Source organism: Actinocrinis sp., from assembly GCF_035946395.1.
In the GTDB taxonomy this organism is placed as follows: Bacteria; Actinomycetota; Actinomycetes; order Streptomycetales; family Catenulisporaceae; genus Actinocrinis.
In genome coordinates this window covers 71,604-93,076 of sequence record NZ_DASYZI010000373.1, presented here as the reverse complement: position 1 = coordinate 93,076, position 21,473 = coordinate 71,604, and the positions used below count along the sequence as shown (strand labels likewise).

Genomic DNA, 21,473 nt, shown 5'->3' with positions numbered 1-21,473 from the left:
GGCGGAACTGCCCAAGACGCGGTCCGGCAAGATCATGCGGCGGCTGCTCAAGGACGTCGCGGAGGAGCGCGCGCTCGGCGACACCACGACGCTGACCGACGCCGGCGTCATGGACCTGATCAAGGCCAAGCTCCCGCACGCGGCCGAGGAGTGATCTCAGGTCACCTTTCGACGCAGTAGGTTTCGCGGCATGTGTCCGGTTGATCGATGACCGGGCACATGCCGTGGCGCTTTCCGGAGTGGGCGCTGGGCGCATGGAGTTGCTGTGGGCATGGGACTGGAGTCGAGAAAGAAATTTGTCGATATAGATACAGATAGCTTTGTGGTCTTTCTACAATTGCCAACCTGCTGTGAAGCGAGCGCCGGGGATCAAGCACTGGGAAATCGCGCACTGGGAATCGAGCGCCGTGAAACGTGCGCCGGACGAGCGTGACGCACCTCTCCACTGACAACTTGTGCACTGACCACTTGTGCCCTGGCCGCCTGCCGCGCATTCAGCCTAATAGCCGCATAATCCGACATAGCTTGGGGTAGCTGGGCAGCGTAATCAGGTAGGGGTCATCGGGTACGGACGCGCCCGACCGCTTCCGTTCCGCCGCGATCCGGAGGTTCTCATGGCTGCGACCGTCGGCTCCCGTACCGACCAGGTGAACGGCGACCACAAGCTGAGCGCTCTGGTCTCGTCCGCTACCAAGGACGTATCCACCCTCATGCGCGACGAGATCGCGCTCGCGAAGGCCGAAGTGCGTCGCGACGTGAAGCAGGCGGCTACCGGCAGCGGACTGTTCGCGGCAGCCGGAGTGCTCGCCGTTTTTGCGCTGATCATGCTGTCCTTCGCGGCCGCGTATGGGATCCACAACTTCGGGCTCGGGCTCGCCTGGTCGTGGTTGATCGTGGCCGGTGTTTACCTGCTGATCGGCGCGTTGTGCGGCGGAATCGGGATGCTACGCCTCAAGGGGATACGTGGTGTCGATGCGACGAAGCGCACGGCGAACAAGTCGATCGCTGTCCTGAAGCGGACCGTGCGTTAGTCCACCAGCCGTTAATCAGTGGGCCAAGTAACTCAACGCACCCCTCGGAGACACCGCCCGGTCAGTCATCTATGCAATGCTGGCGCCCATGCCTTCTGACCTGTCGCCGGTGTACGTGGAAGGCGCCTGGACACACCGCGAGATCCCCGCGAACGGCGCACGCTTCCACGTGGTCGAACTCGGCGAAGGCCCGCTCGTGTTGTTCCTGCACGGCTTCCCGCAGTTCTGGTGGACCTGGCGGGACCAGTTGACGGCGTTCGCGGACGCGGGCTACCGCGCGGCCGCGATGGACCTGCGGGGCTACGGCGGTAGCGACAAGACGCCGCGCGGCTATGACCCGATAACCCTGACGATGGACGTGACCGGCGTGATCCGGGCTCTGGGCGAGGCGAACGCCGTGGTCGTCGGACACGGCTGGGGCGCCACACTCGGTTGGACCGCCGCGACGATCCGGCCAAAGACCGTACGACGGCTCGTCGTCGTCGGCGCCGGGCATCCACGGCGGCAGCGTGCGACTCTGCTGACCGATCCCGCGCAGATGCGCGCCGGAAAGCACGTGTTCGCCGCACAGCGTCCGATGGCTGCGGAGCGGTCGCTGGTGCGCGATGGCGGCGTGGTCGTCGGGCGGATGCTGCGGGATTGGAGCGGCCCGGACTGGCCGGCCGACGACGTGGCCCAGCGCTACGAGCAGGCGATCGCGATCCCCGGAGTCGCGCACTGCTCGCTTGAGTACTTTCGCTGGTGGATGCGTTCCCTGCTGCGCCCTGACGGGATCGAGTACCAACAGCGGATGCGCACGCCGACCGAGGTTCCCACGCTTCATCTGCACGGTGCGCTGGACGGCGTGGTACTCACCCCGACCGCGCGTGGCTCGGGGCGACACGTCAATGCGCCGTACCGGTGGCGACTGCTCGACGGCGTCGGGCACTTCCCGCAGGAAGAGGCGCCGAAGGTGTTCACCAACGAGGTGCTCAACTGGCTGCGTGACGACGAGCCGGACCGCTGAACGCAGCCGGACGCTGAGTTACGTCTAGATGCCGCGTTACATCTGGACACCGTGTTCCGTCTAGACCCTGCATTACGTCGTCGCTCGGCTACTTGTGCAAGTTGGGAGTCACCGCGAAGTAGAGGGCGACCACCGAGCCGACGGCCATCAGCGGAGTAAGGAACGCGGTCTCCAGCTTCTCGCCGGTGCGCTTGATCACCGGTATGCCGAAACGCGTCGGGATCGGCCAGAGCAGCGGGCAGCCGCGTTCGGTGAGGCAGTCGCCAGCCAGGTGAGTCAGTGCGCCGAGTCCGACGGCGACGGGCAGCCACGCCGGGTCCGCCCCGATCCAACGGTCCATCACGAACGTCCCGCCGACTGCCAGGAGCAGCACCACACCCCACGATTGGACGCCCTTACCGGGAGGGGACAGGTGCAACGCGCGGATCGCGAGGGACAGCAATACGTAGACGAGTCCAAGCGTGAAAGGCCGCCCGAGGTAGTGTGCGCCGGCCCACGTGCCGCCGGTGACCGCGGCGACGAACAGCAACGAGTGCGTGGCGTGCCGATGCCCGCCGGAGATCCACTCGACGAAGCGGCAGAACGCATGTGAGACCGGACCGAGGAAGTGCGCGATGGTGCCGTCGGGGTGGTCCAGGTCGGGCAGCAGCGCGGAGCCGGCCGTGACGAACGTGCCGAGCAGGATGTCCTTGGTCTCCAGGTGGGCCGGCCACTGCGCGGCCGGAACCCAGGCAGCCGCGGCGGCCCAGGCGAGCGCACCGCTGGTCGAGTGCGAATGTCCGAGCATGCAGCCGCCCCCAAGGAGTTCCGTTGTTCTACAAGCCAATGTTCTACAGGCCAACCACCGACATGTTGATCAGACAGTAGCAACATCGTGCCGTGATTAAGGAGCACCATGCCGATTGAGGAGCCCGTACCGATTGACGAACGCTGCCCCGAGAGCCGTGATGAGCGCAATCGGTGCGACGACGCGATCAGATGGCGCAGCCTGCTGTGTCGACACCAGAGGTCTCAGTCGAGCCGCGCCGCGCGTCGGGGCCCACCTGACTGGCCGTCAGGGCGTAGCCGGTGGAGTTGTCCTGTAGGGACTTGGCGAACACCACGCCGTATACCTCACCGGTCGGGGTGAGCAGCGGGCCGCCGGAGTTGCCCTGAAGGACCTGCGCGTATAGCGAGAAGATGTCGCGGGTGGCGGAGCCCTGCTGGTAAATGTCCTGACCCTGCGCCTGGATCTCCTGCCGGATACGCGCGGCCACCGGCGTGAACGGGCCGTCCTCGGGGAAGCCGGCGACCACCGCGTTGTCTCCGCTGGCACCTGACGCATCGAAGGCGAGGGGAGCGGAGTGCAGGTCTGGCACGTAAAGCACTGCGATATCGCTGGTCGGGTCGAAAAGCACGACCGTGGCGCGATACAACGGCCCTTCGCCGCCGATCTGCACAGTCGGATGCGTTACGCCGCCGACGACATGAGCGTTCGTCATCACGTGCTGAGGTGCGTAGACGAAGCCTGAACCCTCGATCTGCTTTCCGCAGCTCGGCGCGTTACCGACGATCTTGACGATCGACTTACGAGCCTTGGCCACGCCAGCCTCGGCGAGCACCTTCGAGTCGGGCGCGGGCACGTTCGCGATCTGCTCGTGCGTGAACGGGGCGAAGACCTGCGGGAATCCGCTGCGGTCCAGGACCGTGGCGAAGGACCGGAACCAGCTCTGCGCGTCCGCCGGCAGCACCTGCTTCATGCCGTTGAGCAGCGCCGAGTTGCGCACCTGCTGGGCGACGACAGGCATGGTCGAGTTCACCAGGGCCAGTCCGAGAAACCAGGCGACTAAGAGCACGGAGATCACCGACACCGCGGCGCCCGCGGTCTGGTCCACCGCCTGCACCGGCCGCCAGGTGATCTCCCGGCGCAGCCGACCGCCCAGGGTCGTGGCCAGGACCTGCCCGATCACCGCGAGCACGAGCACCGCGCACAGCGAGATGGTCGAGACGACCAGCGAGGCGGTGAAACGCTGCATCAAGATCGGCACAAGCCACAGGCCGAGCATCAGACCGCCGACGAAGCCGACGAAGGACAGCACGCCGACGACGAAGCCCTGGCGGTAGCCGGAGACCGCGAAGGCGACGGCGATGACGATCAGGATCAGATCGAGCAGGTCCACGCGTACACCTTCACTCGCCGCCGCGCTGGTGGTGGGCGCTCGCTCGCCCCGATCTCACTGGTCACCGCTCATTCGACACCGCATCACCGGTCACCGCCGGACTCGTCCGCGTCGCCCGAGCCGGTCGCAAAAGGGCGTTGGTCGGCGGGCCGCATGGTGCTCGACCTGACGGTGAGCGCGGTGACCTGCTCAGGCAGATCCTCAAGCCGGTCGTGGTTCCACGGCCGTTCCCAGCCGCCGAGGCGGAGGATCGCGTCGAGCAGTCCGGCGGTGAAGCCCCAGACGAGCATGCCGTCGGCGTGGAACGCGGGGCCGGTGTAGCCGGAGGGGTGCCGCACTCGCACTCGATTGCCCGGGTCGGCCAGCTGCGCCACAGGCACTCGGTGCACCGCGGCCACCTCCAGCGGGCTGACGACGCGCGGCGGCGTAGGAGAGTGCCACCACCCAAGAACGGACGCGACCATGAAATCACTCGGTTGCAGGTAGAGCTCGGGCAGCTGCCCGAAGACGGCGACGGACGTGGGGTCGACGCCAGTCTCCTCCTGCGCTTCGCGCAGCGCCGCCTGCACCGGCCCGCGGTCCTCGGGGTCGATTCGGCCGCCCGGGAAGGCTGGCTGGCCAGCGTGCGCACGCAGCGTGGCGGCACGTTCGGTGAGCAGCACGTCGGGTTCCGGGTCGTCCGCCGATCCGCCGGCGCCGAACAGGATCAGCACGGCCGAGCGACGCGGCTCGCCGGGCAGCGTCCGGGGCCTCGGCCGGAAGCTGAGCCAGTTCGGTGCGACGTCGTGCAGCGCCGTGGCCAGCGGCTGAAGCCAGAGCGGCAGGTCGGCGGTATCCGTCAGTACCTTATGGAACGCTGCCTCGTCGAAGCCGGTCCGCTCGGGCTTGTCGCGGCCGATCGCCTCGTCCCCCGCGGCGCTCACTAAACCGCCTTCCGCGCCGCCGCCAGCGATGCCGCCTCGCGGGCCGACGCGGGACGCAGCAGCGCCTCGGCCTTCAGCGGGTCGGTCTCGCCGGTCGCCCGGGACGGGCACAGCGCGGCCACCGGACAGGCTCCGCAGGCCGGCCGTCGCGCATGACATACCCGGCGGCCGTGAAAGATGAGCCGGTGGGAGAGCATCGTCCATTCCTCTTTCGGGAACAGCGCGCCCACCGCGTGCTCGACCTTGACCGGATCGTCCTCCTGAGTCCAGCCGAAGCGGCGGGACAGGCGGCCGAAATGCGTGTCCACGGTGATCCCGGGCACGCCGAACGGCTTCCCGGTCTTGGGATCGACGGCGTTGCCGAGCACCACGTTGGCCGTCTTGCGCCCCACGCCCGGGAGCTTGACCAGCTCGTCCAGCGTGCGCGGCACCTCCCCGCCGTACTGGTCACGCAGCGCCACGGACAGACCGAGCAGCGACTTGGCCTTGTTCCGGTAGAAGCCGGTGGGCCTGATCAGCTCCTCCAGCTGCGCCGGATCCGCCACCGCCATGTCCTGCGCCGCCGGATACCTGGCGAACACGGCAGGTGTCGTCAGGTTCACACGCACGTCCGTGCACTGCGCCGAGAGCACCACGGCGACGATCAGCTCGAACGGGTTATCGAAGTCCAGCTCGCAGCGCGCGTCCGGATAGGCCTCGGCCAGTATCCGGTTGATCTTCCGCGCGCGACGCACCAGCGCGGCGTGCGACTCCACCTGCCGCGCCGCGGCCTCGGGCCGGGCTCGCCGCGGGCGCACGACTCTGGGCGCCGCCTTGACTTCGTTCTCAACACTCACTGCCCCAGCCTAGAGTCACGGACCGGTCTTGCGACGCCACCATCGCCACCTTCCGCCACAACCAGCAGCGCCTGTATCACGGGCAGAATAGGTGTGGCGTTCCCGAGTATGTGAATTACCGTGTGGTAGGCCACACTGTTCGGTGCAGGGCCATAACAGATTGCGGTCAGGCGTCGAGTCGTCCCGGACGACCGGCGACCGAAGCCGCAGAGGAGCGGCTTAACCGCCGATGGAGGGTTCGTCAGTGGAGGACGTGCTGCGCCGGAGCCCGTTGTTCGCCGCGTTGGACGAAGAGGCGTCGAACTCGCTGCTCAAGTCGATGACGGAGATCGCGCTCAGCCGCGGCGATGCGCTTTTCCACGAGGGCGACCCGGGCGACGCACTGTATGTCGTGGTCGAGGGGAAGATCAAGCTCGGCCGCTCGTCCGGCGACGGCCGCGAGAACCTGACGGCGGTACTCGGTCCGGGAGAGATGTTCGGCGAGCTGTCCCTCTTCGATCCGGGACCGCGCACCTCCACCGCCACCGCGCTGACCTCCACCCGGCTGCTCGCCCTCGGCCACACCGAGTTGCAGCCGTGGCTCTCGGCCCGGCCCGAAGTAGCCCGCTCGCTGCTGCGGGCCATGGCGCGCAGGCTGCGCCGCACCAACGAGACGCTGGCCGACCTGGTGTTCTCCGACGTACCCGGCCGAGTGGCGAAGGCGCTGCTCGACCTGTCCACCAGGTTCGGGCAGCCCGCCGGAGAAGAGCAAGAGGGGATCAAGGTCTCGCACGACCTGACGCAGGAGGAGCTGGCGCAACTTGTCGGCGCGTCCCGCGAGACGGTGAACAAGGCGCTGGCCGACTTCGCGCAGCGCGGCTGGATCAAGCTGGAGGCGCGTGCCGTCATCCTGCTGGACACGGTGCGCCTCGCCCGGCGTGCGCGTTAGCCGGAACTCTTCGCGTCGAGGTACTCCAACTGCGCGAGTACGGACAGTTCGGCAGCAGGCCACAAACCGGGATCGACGTCCGCGTAGACGCGGCGGACAATTTCCCGCGCCGTACGGTCACCTGCCGCCAGCGCCGCCTCAACTTGGGCCAACCGTGCAGCGCGGTGCTTGAGGTAGAACTCGACCGCCACGCCGGGCTCGGCGACGATCGGGCCGTGCCCCGGTAGTACGACACTGACCGCGCCTGAGTCGGCCATCTGCCGAATACGCGTCAACGAGTCGAGATACTCGGCGAGTTTGCCGTCAGGGTGCGCGACGAGTGTCGTACCGCGCCCGAGAACTGTGTCACCGGTCAACAGCGCACGGTCCGCAGGCAACAGGAACGAGAGCGAGTCGCCGGTGTGCCCGGGAGTCGCCACGACGCGGATCTCCAGCCCGCCGACCGTGAACGCGTCGCCGTCGCCGAGTCCTTCCGATCCGAGCCGCTGCATCGGATCGAGCGCACGGACCGGCGCACGCGTGAGCTCGGCGAAGCGGCGGGCGGCCTCGGCGTGGTCGGGGTGGCCGTGCGTCAGCAGGATCGACGCGACGCGGGCGCCGACCGCCGCGACCCGTTCGAGCACGGCCGCGAGATGGCCTTCGTGCCGCGGACCCGGATCGACGACGACGGCTTCGGCCGAGCCCGGCTCGATCAGCACCCACGTGTTCGTGCCGTCGAGCGTCATCGGGGACGGGTTCGGGGCCAGCACCAGCGTGGCGCGCGGCGTCGCCGGTCCTGAGCCGACCGGTCCGGGCCTCGCCCCGGGGATCAGTCCGCTCCGTCCGGGTTGGTCTGAGCGCCGATTTCAACAGTGAGCTCGACCTCGACCGGGGCGTCCAATGGCAGGACCGCGACGCCCACCGCCGAGCGCGCGTGCACCCCCGCCTCGCCGAAGACCTTGCCGAGCAGTTCACTCGCCCCGTTGACCACGGCGGGCTGACCGGCGAAGTCCGGCGCGGAGGCGACGAAGCCGACCAGCTTGACGACCCGCCGGACCCGGGACAGCTCACCGATCTCGGCCCTGATCGCGGCGAGCGCGTTGAGGGCGCAGCGCTCGGCAAGCTGCTTGGCCTCGTCGGCGGACACCTCGGCGCCGACCTTGCCGGCTTTCAGCAGCGCACCGTCCACGGTGGGCAGCTGCCCCGAGGTGAAGACCAACGAACCGGAACGCACGGCGGGGACGTACGCGGCCAGCGGCTTGGGGACCTGCGGGAGCGTCAGCCCGAGGTCGGCCAGGCGCTGCTCGGGCGTCGCGCCGAGTGCCGCGCCGCCGGCGGTCACTACTGCTTCTCCCGCTTCATGTAAGCCACCAGCTGCTCCGGGTTCGGACCCGGGACCACCTGGACCAGTTCCCATCCGTCCTGGCCCCAGTTGTCCAGGATCTGCTTCGTCGCGTGCACGAGCAAGGGCACGGTCACGTACTCCCACTGCTTGGTCATGGCCAGAGCCTAACGGGTTGGCCGCGCTCCCTGCCGCTTCGTCTCCTATTAGGCTCGTGCCTGTGACGAACGCAGCCGACGCGCGCCAGACCAAGCCGGACTGGTCAGCCGTCCGCCTGCACGTGGTCACCGGAAAGGGCGGCACGGGCAAGACCACCGTCGCGGGCGCGCTGGCCCTCGCGCTGGCCGCCGGAGGCGAGCGGCCCGGGGCACGGCGGGTCCTGCTGGTCGAGGTCGAGGGGCGGCAGGGTCTGGCCCAGCTGTTCGAGGCCGCGCCGCTTCCGTACGAGGAACGGCGGGTCGCGGTCACTCCGGACGGCGGCGAGGTGTGGGCGCTCGCCATCGACGCCGAGCAGGCGCTGCTCGAATACCTCGACATGTTCTACAAGCTCGGCCCGGCGGCGCGCGTGCTGCGCCGGTTCGGCGCGATCGACTTCGCCACCACGATCGCGCCCGGCATCCGCGACGTGCTGCTGACCGGCAAGACCTGCGAGGTGGTGCGTCGGCGTGCCGAGTCAGGGCAGGGGCCGGGGCACGGCCACGACCGGGTGTTCGACTACGACGCAGTGGTGATGGACGCGCCGCCGACCGGCCGGATCACCCGTTTCCTCAACGTGAACTCGGAGGTTTCGGGGCTGGCCCGGGTCGGACCGATCCGCAACCAGGCCGACGCGGTGATGCGAGTGCTGACCAGCGCGCAGACCGCGGTGCACTTCGTCACGCTGCTTGAGGAGATGCCGGTGCAGGAGACCCTCGACGGCTTCGCCGACCTGCGCGCGGCTGGCCTTCCGGCCGGCGGGGTGATCGTGAACCAGGCGCGTCCGATAGTGCTGCCGGAGGACCGGCTCAAGAAGGCCGCGCAGCCCGGTGGTCTGGATCAGGCCGAGCTGGAGGCCGGACTCGCTCCTGTCGGCTTGGCCGATCCGGAGGTGGTCACGGCACTCGCCGCGTTGGCCGCCGAGCACGCGCAGCGGGTGCTGCTCGAAGCAGAGCAGCGCGAGGCGCTGGCCGCGACCGAAGCGCCGATGTACGAGCTGCCGCTGCTCGGCGACGGAGTCGACCGAGTAGGGCTCGACCTGCTCGCGCGGGAACTGCGCCGTCAGGGCGCGGCGTGACCGTGGACGCGAACATGACTGTGGCTGTGGCTGTGGCTGTGCACGTGAACATGACCGTGAACGGACAGGGGGCGGCGTGAACGGAGCCGTGCGCCGGTTGGAGCTGGACCGGCTGCTGGATTCGTCGGACACCAAGATCGTGGTCTGCTGCGGGTCGGGCGGGGTCGGCAAGACCACCACCGCAGCCGCCTTCGCGCTGCGCGCCGCCGAGCGCGGCCGCGACGTGGTGGTGCTGACCATCGACCCGGCGCGGCGGCTGGCCCAGTCGCTCGGACTGACCGAGCTGGACAACACCCCGCGCGAGGTGGCCGGGATCGACCGGTCGAGCGGCGGCCGGCTGCACGCGATGATGCTCGACATGAAGCGGACCTTCGACGAGATCGTGGTCGACCACGCCGATCCGGAGCGAGCGCGGCAGATCCTGGCGAACCCGTTCTACCAGTCGCTGTCCGCCAGCTTCGCCGGCACGCAGGAGTACATGGCGATGGAGAAGCTGGGCCAGCTGCGGGCGCGCGGCGAGTGGGACCTGATCGTGGTGGACACTCCGCCGAGCCGCTCGGCGCTGGACTTCCTGGACGCCCCGGACCGGCTCGGCTCGTTCCTCGACGGCCGGCTCATCAGAATCCTGTCGGCGCCGGCGAAGGTCGGCGGGGTCGGCGCGTTCCGGCTGCTGGCCGGCGGGGTCGGGCTGGTGACCGGGACGCTGGGCAAGATCCTCGGCTCGACGCTGCTGGGCGAGGTGCAGTCCTTCGTCGCCGCGCTGGACACCATGTTCGGCGGCTTCCGCGAACGCGCCGAGCGCACCTACAAGCTGTTACAGACCGAAGGCACCGCCTTCGTGGTGGTCGCCGCGCCCGAGCCGGACGCGCTGCGCGAGGCCTCGTACTTCACCGAGCGGCTGGCCACCGACAAGATGCCGCTCGCCGGACTGGTACTCAATCGGGTGCACCTGCCGACGGCCGACATCACCGCGGAACGTGCGCTGGCCGCCGCAGAGCAGCTGACGAACGGTAAGAGTGGTAAGGCTGCCAAACGGTCAACGCGTAAGAACGGCAAGAACGGCGGTGAGACCGCTGCGGCCGTTGATGGCGAGGCACCTGCCGAGGATGAGACGCAGGCCACCGCACTCGCCGCCGCGTTGCTGCGGCTGCACGCCGAGCGGGTGGTGCTCTCCCGCCGGGAGCGCAGACTGGCCGGACGCTTCCTGGCCAACCACCCGGGGATCCCGGTCCTCGAACTGGCCGCGCAAGCCGAGGACATCCACGACCTGGACGGATTGCGCGAAGTCATCGCGCTCTCAGCCTGACACTCGCTCTGACGCCTGACGGCGCGTTAAGCCGCCCAAGTAGCCCAAATGGTCCGGCCTCGCCCCCTGCCCGATTGGGGGCGCAACAGACCATCGCGTCTCAGCGAATCACTTCAACGATTCATCAGTACTTCAGCTACCAGCAGTCACAACCGTGCGCTGCCGCAGGTAAGCCTCACGCTTACCTTCCAGGACCTTGCGCCACGAGCGGACATCGGGCCGCCGCCGCAACAGCGCCCGCCGCTCACGTTCCGTCATTCCACCCCAAACGCCGAACTCGACCCGGTTGTCGAGGGCGTCCGCCAGGCACTCGGTACGTACCGGACACGCAGCGCACACCGTCTTGGCGCGATTCTGCGCAGCACCCTGTACGAACAACTCGTCGGGGTCCATTCCCCGGCACGCTGCCGCTATCGTCCAGTCCTCCACCCAGTTCTTGACCGCACCGTCCGCCGCGGCCATCACCTTCACCGACACTTCGTTCTCCGACACTGTCATCTCCGGTGCCGTCCTCTCAGCCTCGAGGCTCCCCCAACGGCGGCCGATACCCTCCGGTGACAGCGATGCCGTGACCGCCAACGACCGGGACGGAACTACCGCCACCGTGACCGCAGCACACGCTGACCGGAGCGACCGGCACGACATCCGCACTTGTCGTACTAGCCCTACCGCACACACCCGGCGCCTGACGTGCCGGATGTCGATACCGCCGAATGGACTCTCGAGGCGTTCCCGCACTTCGGGAGGCACCTTCCGCGAAGAGATCTCTTCAGCTAGCACGACATTACGGATAACCATCAGCGCTCGACAGTCCCCGAACTGGTCAATCTCGTATGGCCCGTCCGGACTACCTGAGTTGTAGCAACTGGGCCACAGAATTCGCGGGTGTCGCCCCTCTCCGCACCCACCGCAGGCTCGGACCGTACTCTGGTCCGCATGGCGACAGGACGTACTGGCTACTACTCCGGAGCGAGCGGTGTCGGCCGGCTGATATCCCACCTGGGCACGTTCGTCGTGATCAGCGCGCTGGCCGGGGTGCTCATCGCCGGACTGACACTGCCCTTCGTGGGCAGCTTCGGGCTGACCGCCAAGGCAGCCTCCGACCACTTCGAGGACCTGCCGGTGGACTTCGCGGCGCCGGTACTGCCCCAGCGTACGAAGATCCTGGCCGACGACGGCTCGCTGATCGCGTACACCTGGGGCGACTACGGCAACCGGATCGTGGTGCCGATGTCACAGATCAACCCGAGCATGCCGCACGCCCTCGTCGCCATCGAGGACATCCGCTTCTACCAGCACGGCGGCATCGACATCAAGGGCACCATGCGCGCGCTGCTCAACAACTCGTCCGGCGGAAACACGCAGGGCGGTTCGTCGATCACCCAGCAGTACGTGAAGAACGTGCTGCTGCTGGAGGCCGGCACGGACAAGGCCAAGCAGCAGGCCGCGATCGCCGACACGTTCTCGCGCAAGATCACCGAGCTCAAGTACGCGATAGCGGTGGAGAAGACGCTCAGCAAGGACCAGATCCTGGAGCGTTACCTCAACCTGGTCTACTTCGGCAACGGTTCGTACGGCGTCGAAGCGGCGGCCGAGCGGTACTTCTCCACCACGGCGAACAAGCTGACGCCGCCTCAGGCCGCCATGCTGGCCGCGATCGTCAACAGCCCGACCGAGTTCGACCCGTTCGCGCACCCGACGGACACGATGACCCGTCGCAACATCGTGCTACAGGACATGGCGAACCCGTCGCTGAACTACATCACCCCGGCGCAGGCGGCGCAGTACGAGAAGCAACCCCTCGGTCTGAAGCCGACAACGCCGCACAGCGGCTGCATCGAGGCGCAGGGCTCGGCGCAGTTCTTCTGCAACTACGTGTACGAGAGCTTCCTGGCCGACCCGGCGTACGGGAAGACCGTCGACGACCGCAAGGCGATGTGGGACCTCGGCGGCCTGACGATCCAGACCACGATGAGCCAGCAGGACGAGCACTCCTCGGACGCCGCGATCGCGACCCGTGTCTACGGCACCGACCTGGCGAAGCACGACATCGCCTCCGCGCTGGTCATGGTCCAGCCCGGCACCGGTCAGATCAAGGCGATGGCGCAGTCGGCCCGGATGGGCAGCAGCTCGGGCCAGACGTACATCAACCTGTCCGCCGACAAGGCGCACGCGGGCACCAACGGCTTCCAGGCCGGTTCGTCGTTCAAGATCTTCGTCGGTCTGGCCGCGCTCGAACAGGGCATCAACCCGAACCAGGTGGTAGACGCACCGGCGACGCTCGACGACGTCGGTGCGCAGGTCGCGGTGTGCGCGGGCAGCCAGACGCACATCACGTGGCCGCCAGATCAACCCGAGTCCGGTAAGTACGCACCGTCGAACGACGATCACGCAGACCACCCGACGGCAATGCCCAACGCGTACGCACAGTCCATCAACACGTACTTCCTGAAGCTGGAAGAGACGACCGGGCTGTGCAAGCCCGCGCAGATCGCCGAGTCGATGGGCGTCACGCAGGACAACGACTCCGGCACCGGTAAGTCGTTGCAGCAGATCCTCTCGTTCACCCTCGGCACCAACCTGATCACCCCGGTCGAGATGGCGAGCGCGTACGCCACCCTCGCGGCGCAGGGCACGTACTGCGTGCCTTACGTGATCACGCAGGTGACCGACGTGTCCGGCAAGTCGTACGGTGGGCAGTCCAAGAACTGCCGACAGGTACTCGACCCGAACATCGCCAACGAGATGACCTCGATGCTGCAAGGCGTCGTAACGGTCGGAACGGCCGCCGGCGCGGTCCCGCTGAGCAGCACCCGCCCGATCGCGGGCAAGACGGGCACCACCGACTCAGGCGTCGCGACCTGGTTCGACGGCTACACCCCGCAGCTCGCCGCGGCGACCTGGACCGGCTACGTGAACTGGAACTCGACCACGAAGCTGGCCGACGTCAAGATCGGCCCGTCGTACTACTCCGGCCAGATCTTCGGCGCGTCGATCTCCGCACCGACCTTCAACGACGCGATGACCGGCGCGCTAGCCGGTACCGCAGTACAACCCTTCACCCCGCCGACCGGCTTCACCCAGCCGGGCACCAACCCAGACAAGGGCAAGGGCGGCAAGGGTGGGAACACCACCGGCGGCTTCCCCGGCGGAGGCTTCATCGGCGGGCTGATCGGCGGCGGAAACACCACCGGCGGCCAATAGCACCGCCAACGAACCGACCCACCCCACCGCACCACCCGTGTCTCCCGCACATCCACCAATCGGCAGCTGCGGCACCCAGCAACCCGCGCAGCTGCCGACGACCGGCTAGCGGCTAGCGGCTAGACGTCCGTCCTCCCACCCAGCCGCCAACTAAGGCACCCCCACCAGGCGCTCAGTCCCCGACGACACGACACCCAACCACTCCCAATTGCCCCAAGCACATCATCCGCTCCATCACCGCCCCCCACCTCCACCCACCCCTCACCCGCTAAGCGCCGTCTTCACCATGGCCGCGACCCGTCCACCCTCAGCCCGCCCGGCGATCTTCGGCGTGAGCACCTTCATCACCAGCCCCATAGACTTCGGCCCGGCCGCCCCGGTCTCCGCGATGGCGTCCGCGACCAAAGCACTCAGTTCGTCATCGGTGAGCTGCGCTGGCAGATAATGCGACAGCACCTCACCCTCGGCACGCTCACGGGCAGCCTGCTCCTCGCGGCCAGCCCCAGCAAACGCCTCCGCCGCCTCCCGCCGCTTCTTCACCTCACGGGTGATCACCGTGACGGTCTCGGCGTCGGATAGCGTGCGTGCAACGGACCCGGCGACCTCCTCGTTGGTGATGGCGGTCAACGCCATCCGCAGCGCTGCGGCTCGCAACTCGTCACGGCCTTTGATCGCGGCGGTGAGGTCGGTGCGCAGCTGATCCTTGATCGTCGTCGTGGTCATGCCACTAGCGTGTCACGAAGCCGAACCAGAGCGCACGGCATACAGCGTCCCGCCACGCTCTGGACACCCAACACCCATACAATCATCGGATGCGCCGATCGATCTCCGTTCCGCTGGGTGTCGCGGCCGCCGCAGCAGCCGGACTCGCCTACGCGGCCGGTGTCGAGGTCAACCTCTACCGCCTACGCCGCTTCACCGTCCCCATGCTCGCGCCCGACGCGCGTCCGCTCAGGATCCTGCACGTCTCGGACATCCACATGGTCCCCGGCCAACGCCGCAAGCAGGATTGGCTGCGTTCCCTCGCCACCCTTGGCCCCGACCTCGTGGTCAACACGGGCGACAACCTCTCGCACCCCGACGCGGTCCCAGAGGTCCTCAGCGCGCTCGAACCGCTTCTCGCCTTCCCCGGCGTGTTCGTCCTCGGCTCGAACGACTACTACCAGGCCAAGCGGCTCAACCCGACCAAGTACCTGCTCCCCGGAGACCGCTCCCACGCCCCCCGCCGCAAGCGGCGCGAGAACGACTGGCCGGCTCTCCAAGCCGCGTTCGTCAACGAGGGCTGGCTCAACCTCAACAACGCGCGCGCCACGCTCAAGCTGCCCGCCCAAGCCCAAGACCGGACGATCAACTTCGTCGGCGTAGACGACCCCCACGTCCGCCGCGACCGCTACCCCGCAAGGCCGCACCAGCCGATCGCGAACCCGAACCCGAATGCAAACCCGAACACAGACGCGAATGCAGACACAGACACCAGTAACGGCAACAGCAACAGCAACGCGACACGCGCAACGGACTCATCGGCATCTTCACCGCAAGAACTCACCATCGGCGTAGCCCACGCGCCCTACCTACGCGTCCTCGATGCCATGACAACCGAGGGCCTGCCCCTGATCCTGGCCGGCCACACGCACGGCGGCCAACTGTGCGTCCCGTTCTATGGCGCCCTGGTGACGAACTGCGACATCGACCGGACCCGTGCAAAAGGCCTGCACACCCACACCGCGAACGGCAACACCGCGTACCTCCACGTCTCCGCAGGCTGCGGCGCGTCACGCTACGCCCCCATACGCTTCGCCTGCCCGCCGGAGGCCTCTCTGATCACCCTGCTCCCGCGCGTGAACTAAGGATTTCCGCGATCCACCTCCACTCAGCTAGACTTACCACGCATCACCGGGGTGTAGCGCAGCTTGGTAGCGCGCTTCGTTCGGGACGAAGAGGTCGTGGGTTCGAATCCCGCCACCCCGACCGGTGAATGAGCAGGTCAGAGGCCCTGTCCGAGAAATCGGACCAGGGCCTCTTCCCTTCGATGGCAGCAAAATGGCAGCAGTTTTTGCCGAACCGTGGCGAACCTTGGCGGAACCTTTACCCTCTGGTCTGCGGTGTTTGCGTGGTGGAGCAAGGGTTCGAACATCTGCCATTTGCGGCTCGGCATTTGTGTCGGAGGTTCAAGTCCGGCACGGCTTCTGGTGTGCTTGAGCTGCGAGTTTTTCCCTACAGCGCCGCGCCGGATCGGCGCCAGAGGACTGATCTTTTACGCCAGTGACCCAGATGAGCCACCCAGACTCGCCGCTACTGTGATCTGCGCCACAACTGATGTGGAAGCCGCGACATGGCCGTCTGACGCCATCACAGGGCAGGCCATCGGACCGGGCTTATGCCCGAGGGCCGACACCGGGTCGCCCAAGGCAGCCCGGTGCAAGGATCCGTTCAAGGGGCGGCAACTCACCGCGCTGCCAGCCATTCGCACATACCTGCCCGTCCGGAATCCCACGGCAATAAACTGGCGGCCGTGTCAGGGCGCGATAAAGATCACGGATCATCCATCGGATGCAACGCCACGGGCTCGCCGAGCCTGATCGTCATCCGTGGAAACTCCGGGAGCGGGAAGACCTCTACGGCGCTGGCGGTACGCCACGCGGCCGGCCGAGGCGTGGCCTTGGTCCAACAAGACGTGATCCGCCGCGACCTACTCAGGGAACGCGATCGGCCCGGCGGTCTGAACATCGAACTGATCAAGTTGAACGTGCAGTTTGCCCTTGCTCACGACTACGACGTGATCCTCGAAGGCATCCTCTACGCCTCCCGGTACGGGCAAATGATCCGGGGCTTACTCGACGCCCACGGCGGGCCTTCCTTCGTCTACTACTACGACCTGTCGTTGGAGGAGACGCTGCGACGGCACGCCTCGAAGCCCAACCGCTACAAGTATGGCGAGAAGGAGATGGCCGAATGGTTCGTCGAACGAGACCTGCTCGGTGTTCCAGGCGAGCAGATCATCGGACCGGACCAGACGCAGGAAGAGACAGTCGCTCGTATCCTCTCCGAGGCTCTTCCACCGCGGGCACGTCCGGGGAGTGACCAGCAGCCGACTGGTTCGTCAATCGAGCTCGCGGCGGGCGCCCGCTGAGTGACGGCTTTACCTGCGTATGCCGACTGCGGCGTACGCCGAGTAGCGGCGCACATCGCCACCGAGCGGATCGGGGCCCGCATCCGGGTCCGGCCTCCACTCGATCATGCTGACCAGGCCCGGCGGAACAAGGTCGTACTCGCCGAGCATGGCGGCGATCCGGTCGTGACTGCGCCCGGTGAGCCCCGCAGTGGCGTTGCGGTACACGTCTTCCATCTCGCTCAGGCGTTCCGGCTCATAGTCGTTGGTCGCGTGGCTCACGGCCAGCAGCGAGCCCGGAACGGTCGCGTGCCAGTACGCCCGGACCACGCCGGCCGGATCGTCCTCGTCAGGGACGAAGTGCAGCACCGCGAACATCAGCACGGCGACGGGCCGGTGCAGATCGAGGAACGCCCTCGCCTCCTTCAAAACCGTTTCCAGGTCGCGCAGATCAGCGTGCACGGCGACGACGTTGGACGTCGCGGCGAGCAGGTTCCGGCTGTGGGCGAAGGCGACCGGGTCGCTGTCGACGTACACGGTGCGGGCGTCGGGGTTCAGGGCTGCGGCGATCTCGTGCACGTTGCCGACTGTGGGAATCCCCGAGCCGAGGTCGAGGAACTGGTCGATGCCCTGGGCGCTGGCGTAGGTGACGGCGCGGCGCAGGAAGGCGCGGTTGGCTCGTGCGATGTGCGGAGAGTCGGGCCAGACGGCCATCGCCTGGGCGGCAAGCCGCCGGTCGGCCTCGAAATTGTGGCTGCCGCCGAGATAGAAATCGTACATACGAGCCGGGGCAGGACGCTCGATGTCAACGCCATCGGGTGCCCACGCAGGACGGTGGGTCATGCGACGCGCCCTCCCTCCCGTGCGATCTGAACGGTGACTGCTCGATATGCGCAGCCACACACTCAGTGATGATACGTGTACGCCTCTACCGGCCGTATCCGTCTCGACGCCCGGCTGACCGCAGACAAACAGGCGCACAACCAGGCCTGAGTTTCGCACTTCAGCACACCGGCTTCACAGAAGGCGGTAGCGCGCGGGCCGAGCAGCGGTTTGGTGCTGTCGCCCGACTGCCGACCAGAGGTAAACACGCGCTTCCGGCCGGGCAAGGCCGGGCCGCTTCGCGGTCGGCTGCGCCGAGCCCTGCCTTCGGCTCGGCCGCGCGTGCTTGGCCTGCGGCCCGCCAGCTCGGGCGATCAGGCCCGCACTGCCGAACTCTCTGGAGTCCCCCGTGAGCACCGTTCTCGATCCCGCCCCGCCTCCGCCTGCCGCCGAGGCCGAGGAGCAGAGCACATCCGTCGCCCTCGCCCTGCCCGCCCCGTACGGGCAGCTGCTCGTGCGCGAGGAGTTCGACCTGCACCGCGGCGAGGCGTACTTCACCGTCGTCAAGGGCGCCCGCGCCAGCGGCACGTTCACCGTCAGCGCGCCTATCGGTGGGGCCAGGCGGCCATCCCGACCAGCGTCGGAGTCTGGTACGGGCGCGGAGACGCCGACGCGAACCAGCTCGACCGCACCGACCGCCCCATGGTCAACGGCATCGAACTGGCCGGCGGCACGCACTGGCCCGACCCGGAGCGCTGGCGCTCCTTCCACCCGGTCGACAACGTCCACGCACACACCCCGACCAGCCGCATCTCCCGCGTGCCCGCCCCCGAGCGCACGCAGCACCGGGCCGGAACGATCGTGCTCGCCCTGCTGGGCCACTACATGCAGCACCCGCTGCGCCCCACCCTCCAACGGGTGGGCGGCGAGTACGCCGCCGCGCGACGGCTGAGCGGCCTGGCCTCGACCGTGGACCACCTACGTTCGGAGATCACCGAGAAGCACGCGGCGATCAAGCGCCTTGAGGCCCAGATCGCCGAGTGCACCGAACTGGAGGCCGAACTGCGCGAGCTGGCGGACAGCTACACCCGACGTACTACTGCCGGCCAGGAAGGCGGCCGGGCATGAGCGGGCGACCGCAACGTCAGGGCGACTCCAGCCTGTGGCTTGTCTCGGTATTCGAGAACTACGGCTCGGTCAACCCCGACCGCATCCACCGCGTCTGCGGCTGGGCCGCGATGTTCGAGGCCGTGCGCCTGGAGATCGAGCAGTGCCGTCGGCACGGCGACGAGCCCGCCAAGGCTGAGGCGGCGCACCTGCTGGCCTGGCTCGGCCACCACTACCGCACACGGGACTACTCGCTAAGGCTCACCAGCTTCCACGTCGGGCGCGACGCCGTCGCCGTCCAACTGTGTGCGATCGCAGGCGATGCGCCGTGATCGACTACCAGCTCTCCCAGCCCTCCGCGAGGGACTGGCATCCGAATTCCTGGGTGCTGCGCACCCACGGCCCGGCACCGCAGGTGCTGCGCGGGGCCAAGACGTGGCTGACCCGCTGGCTACGCGAGCGGCGCGGCGCCCTGCCGTTCTACATGCACCTGATCGTGCGGGCCGACTTCGGCTCGTTCGACGGGTCCGACTACGTCCTGCTGCTCGACCGGCCCGAGGACCACACCGCGGTCCTGGCCGCCCCAGACGGCGCCCCGGTCGAAATCGACCTGCGCCCGAGGCTCGACCCGGACGACGTCGTCCACCGCACCCGACCGGCCTCAGGCGGTCGGCGCGCGCTGACGGTGCACTCGGTGCAGCGCCGGGACATCGGCTCGACTACGTGGACCGAGGCGCACTGCTACGACCCGGCCGAGGACCGTTCCGACCTGATCGTCTTCCGCAGTAGCGACCGGTTGCGGACCTGGACGCCAGCCGCCCGGACCTGGGCCGAATACGAGGAGTACCAGCGCACCGGCGAGCTAGTAGAGGAACTGCGGCGTTCACTCGGTATCGACCGCGCCGCCGAGAACTTCGTGCGCAATGCGGTCCTGCTGCTTCTGCGCCGCCCGTATGTTCCGATCGACTTCACGCACGGTCATGTCGATGCGTAGCACCCGGCGAATTCCGCGCGCCGAAACGCCGCGCCCCGGTCGCTGAACGGGCACCGGCAGCCGGAAGACGCCGGGTGTAGACGGCTGAGAGAGAGAATGAAGGCATGCCCGAGAGCCGACTACCCGATCGAAGTGACCTGCCCACCTGGGAGGCCTTGATTGCTGGCGTTCGGTCGGGAGCGGGGTCTGCGGCTCGCCACGATGTTGGCGAGTGGGCCATGAAGCAGGTGCGCGCCGCGCTCGGGGATGACTGGCCGCGCCGATGGGTGGCGCGCCACCGCTTTCTGCCTGCGTTCCTCGACCGGCCGGGACAGCATGCCTTCGCTTACGCGCAGCTGATTGAGGCCGGGCTGAGGCTGTACGCCCTCCAGAACGCTGCGCGGCTTAAGCGGCTGACCAGGGACTGGTCGCGCGATCTGCAAGTGATCCGCCTAGTGCACGTGCGCTTGCAACTTGAGGTCGCGGCGCTCGCAGCTGACCTCGGGGGAGAGATCGAGTTCGAGGCGCCGGTCGAGCTTCCGCGCACGTCGAGGCCCGCCGACATCCTGATTGCCGATGACTCCGATCGGATGATCGTCGAGTGTTTCGCCGTGTACAACGACCAGGCGACGAGCGAGGCAATGGAGTACGACCGGATGTTGGGGACGCGCCTTCAGTTGATGGCGCTTGGCGCTGATATCGTGCTTTCCGGGCGGTGGGAGGTTCGCCTTTCGAAGGAGAAAACGCAGCAGCTCTTGGCGGCGGTGGAGGCTGCGATTGCAGAAGTAGCCGTTGACGGGGTTACCCGGTCTGTCACGGTTCCGGGCGTCGAGCTGAGCATCGCGTCCGGTCCGCACCCTGAAGGGCAAGGGCTCTTACTTGAGGGCCCCGTGACTCACGCCGCTGGCTGGCCGCGGGCGCGCGAGGTGATCAACGCGAAGGCTCGTGACTGGCTGGGCGCGCCGTATCCGGTGTGGCTCCGGTTTGATCTCCTGGACGGGACCTGGCTGTTCAGTACGTGGGCGCAGCAGGAACTGCCGCAGAAGACCGAGTGGATCGCGGCTCTGCTCGCCGAAGCGGTGAGCGACGCTGACGTGGCGGGCGTGGTTGTCAGCTGCGGCCAGCAGATCGGGCCGAGCGTGGTGGCCGAGAAATATACGGGCACGGGCGGCATCCTTGGGCTGAGATACCGCCTCGATGCGTTGCGCATGCGGGAAGTCATCATCATCCCGCTCTCTTCTGACGGCGCCCGACAGGTGGGATTTTGGCGCGCGCTCTACGACGCAGAGCCGGGTTGGTGCGACAGCGCGCTTAGGTCGGCCTCATTGCCGAGTCTCGCGGACATCGAGGTCGGCTGGTCGGTCCCGGAGCCGAGCAACCCGGTGCAGTGAGTGCCCGCACCGACGCGGTTGACCTGGTTTTCAGGTGCGACGATCGACGTCTGTTCTCCCGCATTTCGTCGCCCGATGATCACT

General features: G+C 67.9%; 22 protein-coding genes and 1 tRNA gene. 13 read left to right on the top strand and 10 right to left on the bottom strand.

Annotated features, from left to right (window positions below):
• Positions 1-614 precede the first annotated feature (614 nt).
• Together VGS97_RS23515 and VGS97_RS23510 are read left to right on the top strand one after the other, a co-directional pair.
• Positions 615-1,031, top strand: a complete 417-nt coding sequence (locus VGS97_RS23515) for a phage holin family protein (protein WP_326855806.1) — start codon at positions 615-617, stop codon at positions 1,029-1,031.
• A gap of 88 nt (positions 1,032-1,119) precedes the next feature.
• The gene (locus VGS97_RS23510) at positions 1,120-2,037 is read left to right on the top strand and encodes an alpha/beta hydrolase (protein WP_326855805.1); all 918 of its coding nucleotides are present in this window, start codon (positions 1,120-1,122) and stop codon (positions 2,035-2,037) included.
• An 88-nt stretch (positions 2,038-2,125) separates the two neighbouring features.
• On the opposite strand, the gene VGS97_RS23505 is transcribed toward VGS97_RS23510, so the two are convergent.
• The 4 genes from VGS97_RS23505 to nth form a co-directional block, all read right to left on the bottom strand.
• Complete coding sequence (locus VGS97_RS23505; RefSeq protein WP_326855804.1) at positions 2,126-2,824, bottom strand: metal-dependent hydrolase; 699 nt, start codon at positions 2,822-2,824, stop codon at positions 2,126-2,128.
• Positions 2,825-3,011: 187 nt separating this feature from the next.
• Positions 3,012-4,196: a MarP family serine protease gene (locus VGS97_RS23500; protein WP_326855803.1), complete on the bottom strand. Its 1,185-nt coding sequence runs from the start codon at positions 4,194-4,196 to the stop codon at positions 3,012-3,014.
• Between the two features lie 83 nt (positions 4,197-4,279).
• Positions 4,280-5,119, bottom strand: coding sequence for a CoA pyrophosphatase (locus VGS97_RS23495; protein ID WP_326855802.1), 840 nt, complete (start codon positions 5,117-5,119; stop codon positions 4,280-4,282).
• Entirely contained in the window at positions 5,119-5,916 is a 798-nt protein-coding gene (gene nth / locus VGS97_RS23490) for an endonuclease III (RefSeq protein ID WP_349262236.1), read from the bottom strand. The genes VGS97_RS23495 and nth overlap by 1 nt, the downstream gene beginning before the upstream one ends.
• A gap of 283 nt (positions 5,917-6,199) precedes the next feature.
• Between nth and VGS97_RS23485 the strand changes: the two genes are divergently transcribed.
• Positions 6,200-6,883, top strand: coding sequence for a Crp/Fnr family transcriptional regulator (locus tag VGS97_RS23485; protein WP_326855807.1), 684 nt, complete (start codon positions 6,200-6,202; stop codon positions 6,881-6,883).
• On the opposite strand, the gene VGS97_RS23480 is transcribed toward VGS97_RS23485, so the two are convergent.
• From VGS97_RS23480 to VGS97_RS23470, 3 genes are read right to left on the bottom strand one after another with little or no spacing between them, the layout of a single operon-like run.
• Positions 6,880-7,632: an MBL fold metallo-hydrolase gene (locus tag VGS97_RS23480; protein ID WP_326855800.1), complete on the bottom strand. Its 753-nt coding sequence runs from the start codon at positions 7,630-7,632 to the stop codon at positions 6,880-6,882. The genes VGS97_RS23485 and VGS97_RS23480 overlap by 4 nt on opposite strands.
• 59 nt (positions 7,633-7,691) lie before the next feature.
• Positions 7,692-8,204: a RidA family protein gene (locus VGS97_RS23475; protein WP_326855799.1), complete on the bottom strand. Its 513-nt coding sequence runs from the start codon at positions 8,202-8,204 to the stop codon at positions 7,692-7,694.
• A complete protein-coding gene (locus tag VGS97_RS23470) occupies positions 8,204-8,362 on the bottom strand; it encodes a DUF4177 domain-containing protein (protein WP_326855798.1) in 159 nt (52 codons plus the stop codon). The genes VGS97_RS23475 and VGS97_RS23470 overlap by 1 nt, the downstream gene beginning before the upstream one ends.
• 62 nt (positions 8,363-8,424) lie before the next feature.
• On the opposite strand from VGS97_RS23470, the gene VGS97_RS23465 reads away from it, so the two are divergent.
• Together VGS97_RS23465 and VGS97_RS23460 are read left to right on the top strand one after the other, a co-directional pair.
• Positions 8,425-9,477 (top strand): ArsA-related P-loop ATPase, encoded by a 1,053-nt coding sequence (locus VGS97_RS23465; protein WP_326855797.1) that lies wholly within the window; start codon positions 8,425-8,427, stop codon positions 9,475-9,477.
• A 76-nt stretch (positions 9,478-9,553) separates the two neighbouring features.
• The gene (locus VGS97_RS23460) at positions 9,554-10,783 is read left to right on the top strand and encodes an ArsA family ATPase (RefSeq protein ID WP_326855796.1); all 1,230 of its coding nucleotides are present in this window, start codon (positions 9,554-9,556) and stop codon (positions 10,781-10,783) included.
• A gap of 132 nt (positions 10,784-10,915) precedes the next feature.
• On the opposite strand, the gene VGS97_RS23455 is transcribed toward VGS97_RS23460, so the two are convergent.
• The gene (locus VGS97_RS23455) at positions 10,916-11,245 is read right to left on the bottom strand and encodes a WhiB family transcriptional regulator (RefSeq protein ID WP_349262235.1); all 330 of its coding nucleotides are present in this window, start codon (positions 11,243-11,245) and stop codon (positions 10,916-10,918) included.
• Between the two features lie 474 nt (positions 11,246-11,719).
• On the opposite strand from VGS97_RS23455, the gene VGS97_RS23450 reads away from it, so the two are divergent.
• Entirely contained in the window at positions 11,720-13,987 is a 2,268-nt protein-coding gene (locus VGS97_RS23450; RefSeq protein WP_326855795.1) for a transglycosylase domain-containing protein, read from the top strand.
• A 261-nt stretch (positions 13,988-14,248) separates the two neighbouring features.
• On the opposite strand, the gene VGS97_RS23445 is transcribed toward VGS97_RS23450, so the two are convergent.
• Positions 14,249-14,710, bottom strand: coding sequence for a GatB/YqeY domain-containing protein (locus tag VGS97_RS23445; RefSeq protein WP_326855794.1), 462 nt, complete (start codon positions 14,708-14,710; stop codon positions 14,249-14,251).
• A gap of 89 nt (positions 14,711-14,799) precedes the next feature.
• Between VGS97_RS23445 and VGS97_RS23440 the strand changes: the two genes are divergently transcribed.
• From VGS97_RS23440 to VGS97_RS23430, 3 genes are all read left to right on the top strand, one after another.
• On the top strand, positions 14,800-15,834 hold the full coding sequence (locus VGS97_RS23440; RefSeq protein WP_326855793.1) for a metallophosphoesterase: 1,035 nt from the start codon (positions 14,800-14,802) through the stop codon (positions 15,832-15,834).
• Positions 15,835-15,881: 47 nt separating this feature from the next.
• Positions 15,882-15,955, top strand: a tRNA-Pro gene (locus VGS97_RS23435).
• 544 nt (positions 15,956-16,499) lie between these two features.
• Positions 16,500-17,117 (top strand): AAA family ATPase, encoded by a 618-nt coding sequence (locus VGS97_RS23430; protein WP_326855792.1) that lies wholly within the window; start codon positions 16,500-16,502, stop codon positions 17,115-17,117.
• A 9-nt stretch (positions 17,118-17,126) separates the two neighbouring features.
• Here VGS97_RS23430 and VGS97_RS23425 read toward each other — a convergent pair whose 3' ends face one another.
• Positions 17,127-17,939, bottom strand: a complete 813-nt coding sequence (locus VGS97_RS23425) for an SAM-dependent methyltransferase (protein ID WP_326855791.1) — start codon at positions 17,937-17,939, stop codon at positions 17,127-17,129.
• A gap of 681 nt (positions 17,940-18,620) precedes the next feature.
• Here VGS97_RS23425 and VGS97_RS23420 point away from each other — a divergent pair.
• The 4 genes from VGS97_RS23420 (at position 18,621) to VGS97_RS23405 (ending at position 21,389) form a co-directional block, all read left to right on the top strand.
• Positions 18,621-19,046: a hypothetical protein gene (locus tag VGS97_RS23420; RefSeq protein WP_326855790.1), complete on the top strand. Its 426-nt coding sequence runs from the start codon at positions 18,621-18,623 to the stop codon at positions 19,044-19,046.
• Entirely contained in the window at positions 19,043-19,357 is a 315-nt protein-coding gene (locus VGS97_RS23415; RefSeq protein ID WP_326855789.1) for a hypothetical protein, read from the top strand. The genes VGS97_RS23420 and VGS97_RS23415 overlap by 4 nt, the downstream gene beginning before the upstream one ends.
• Positions 19,354-20,019: a hypothetical protein gene (locus VGS97_RS23410; protein WP_326855788.1), complete on the top strand. Its 666-nt coding sequence runs from the start codon at positions 19,354-19,356 to the stop codon at positions 20,017-20,019. Before VGS97_RS23415 ends, VGS97_RS23410 begins: the two co-directional genes overlap by 4 nt.
• 218 nt (positions 20,020-20,237) lie before the next feature.
• The gene (locus VGS97_RS23405; protein ID WP_326855787.1) at positions 20,238-21,389 is read left to right on the top strand and encodes a hypothetical protein; all 1,152 of its coding nucleotides are present in this window, start codon (positions 20,238-20,240) and stop codon (positions 21,387-21,389) included.
• The last annotated feature ends 84 nt before the right edge of the window (positions 21,390-21,473 follow it).